Here is a 2,499-nt window from a genome sequence, read left to right on the forward strand (position 1 = left end):
GGTGATCAGTAAGGCAGGAGTTGCTGTAGTTTCTCTTGGGTGTTGGCTTTGGGTAGCTCGGTTAATAAGCGGCATAGGTAATCATACGGCTCCAGTCCGTTGATTTTTGAGGTCTCGACCAGGCTGTACAGTGCCGCACTGGCTTGTGCTCCCGTCTTGGTATTGGCGAACAACCACGCCTTGCGACCAATCACGAACGGTTTGATGGCGCGCTCCGCACGATTGTTGTCGATATTCAGACAGCCATCATCCAGATAGCGGACAAGCTTGGGCCACTGATTCAGGCTATACGTAATAGCCGCTCCCAGTAAACTTTCTTTCGTGACACTCTCGCTTGATTTATCCAACCAGCTTTTGAATTGCGCGAGCAACGGCTTGGCTAGCGTTTGCCTGGCTTCATATTTCTTATCAGGCGGCGCAGTTTTTAATTTACTCTCCAGCGCATAGAGTTTCTGGATATGGTTAAGAGCCACATCGGCCTTACCGGTTTTGCCTTTACCCTGCGCTTTTTGGGCTTCGACGAACTTACGTCTGGCATGTGCCCAGCAGCCGACTAAGGTTGCGTGGGTTTTCTCATATCCGGCATAACCGTCGACCTGCAGATAACCGTTAAACCCCGCCAGGAAGTCGGTGGGATGTTTACTGCTGCGACTATCCTGATAATCAAACAGCACGAGCTTGGGGCCGGTACTTTTTTCTAAGCCACAGCCATATACCCACATATAACAGGTGCTTTTCTCAACATCCAGCACATTAACCGTGGTTTCATCTGCCCACAGCACGGGCTGTTTCAGAAGCTCAGCTTTCATTAACGCCAGTAACGGTTTCAGTTTCTCTGCACAGCTTATCAGCCAGCGGCTCATCGTTTGACGGCTAAGCTCAATACCGGCCTGATTAAACAACTGCTCTTGTCGGTACAACGGTAAGCCATAGTGCATTTTGCTGCTGATGATTTGGGCAAGCAGACTCGGTGTGGTCATGCTCTTAGGGATAACCGCCGGTGGCACATCGGCAATTTTAATGTCGACCTTGGTGTCYGTGGTTTCACACTGCCGGCAGCTGTATTTCAGCCGCACGTTTCTGAGCACCCGGATTTGTGCCGGTACGAACTCGATTTGCTCACTAACTTCTTCACCCATTTGATGTAGCGCATGGCCACAGCAAGCACAGGTTTTATCGTCAATGTCATGGATAACATCAACGCGCGGCAGCTCAGGGGCAATCCGTGGGCGGCGTGGCTTAGCAGCTTTCTTAGCGCTCTCGGTCGTCTGAGTATCTGGCTCTGTCGCTACTGACTCGTCTTCAATAAGCTGTTCGGCCTCATTTAACACCTCGCCTTCACCTTCATAGGTTTCACTGCTGGGGCTAAATTTCTGGTACTTCTTCAGGTTGTAACGCTCCAGCAACTGCTGCAACTTGTCCGACAGTTGCTGGTTAACCCGCTCTAATTTGGCGATGCGTTTATCTTTTTGCGCCAGTTTGCGCTCAAGCTTTTGCGTCTGCTCAAGCAGCATTTTCTTGAGCAGTGCAACGTCATCAGGTAAGGATTGAGGTGTCTTTTTCATGGCCGCTATTGTAACGGCCAATTTAGCTAAGTGCTTGGTAAGATTTAGATTGTTTTGGATGCGATCATAAGGATTTATAGCCGATCGTCATATCAGCCCACACTCTGGTAATGCAGTGGCTGATGGGCGGTGATTTTTTGGATATCGACACCTTGCAACAGCCAATGCCATTGCTGCTCGCTAATAGACAGTATTTTGCCAGGCATCTGCCGTGGCCAGCGGAACTTGTCTTTTTCAAGCCGTTTGTACCACAGGCAAAACCCGGTGCTATCCCAGTACAGTACTTTTAACCGGGTACGCTGCTGATTACAAAACACAAACAGTGCGCCGCTAAATGGCGAGAGCTGCATCTCTTGCTCGACCAGCAACGATAAGCCATTAATGGATTTACGAAAGTCGACCGGCTGTTTATGCAAATAGACCTTAGGCACATCGAGGAACATTTTCATGGTCAGAGCGCTCTTAGCAAGGCTGCTAACCACTGTGCATCGGTGCCGGCTGGAAACTGCAATTCGATATCGCGCTTGCGTAGCAAAATGGATTGATTCTATGTAGGAATGATGCCCTGACGTTTTGCAAATTCAGTTTGGGTGAGACCACTTTGGGCTTGCTCGGCAAACAAGGCCAGCCATTGTTCTTTGGTACGGTGCATGATGATTACCCTGGCAGTTGATAATGGCAGACAGGCCCCCTGTGTCAGGATTGTTGTCACCCCTTAAAATCATCCAATAATTAAATAAAGGGGGCGGTCAATGAGAGCTCAATGGAACGATATTCACCTGAACGTAAAGACGCTGTCTTAAAGAAATTATTACCTCCCCACAATATGACGGTCACGGAAGTGGCTCGCAGTGAGGGGATCTCCTACCAAACCCTGTATCATTGGCGAGATAAAGCCAAAAAAGAGGGTCGCCCTGTGCCAGGTAAAACATTA

3 protein-coding genes and 1 pseudogene are annotated in these 2,499 nt (G+C 49.2%); 1 reads left to right on the forward strand and 3 read right to left on the reverse strand.

All coding sequences use genetic code 11. The features are described 5' to 3' along the window. Positions 1-5 precede the first annotated feature (5 nt). The 3 genes and pseudogenes from tnpC to L5M18_RS23075 all read right to left on the reverse strand — a co-directional run bounded on the left by tnpC (position 6) and on the right by L5M18_RS23075 (position 2,217). Complete coding sequence (gene tnpC, locus L5M18_RS23065) at positions 6-1,565, reverse strand: IS66 family transposase (protein WP_088585667.1); 1,560 nt, start codon at positions 1,563-1,565, stop codon at positions 6-8. A 92-nt stretch (positions 1,566-1,657) separates the two neighbouring features. Then, positions 1,658-2,014, reverse strand: a complete 357-nt coding sequence (gene tnpB / locus L5M18_RS23070; RefSeq protein ID WP_057786146.1) for an IS66 family insertion sequence element accessory protein TnpB — start codon at positions 2,012-2,014, stop codon at positions 1,658-1,660. Between the two features lie 2 nt (positions 2,015-2,016). Next, positions 2,017-2,217 (reverse strand): annotated as a pseudogene (locus L5M18_RS23075) (IS66 family insertion sequence element accessory protein TnpB). A 111-nt stretch (positions 2,218-2,328) separates the two neighbouring features. Here L5M18_RS23075 and L5M18_RS23080 point away from each other — a divergent pair. After that, a partial coding sequence (locus L5M18_RS23080; protein WP_263190459.1) for a transposase occupies positions 2,329-2,499 on the forward strand: 171 nt, incomplete at its 3' end.

The sequence above is a fragment of the Shewanella sp. SM20 genome (genome assembly GCF_025654545.1).
GTDB classification, from domain to species: Bacteria; Pseudomonadota; Gammaproteobacteria; order Enterobacterales; family Shewanellaceae; genus Shewanella; species Shewanella oncorhynchi.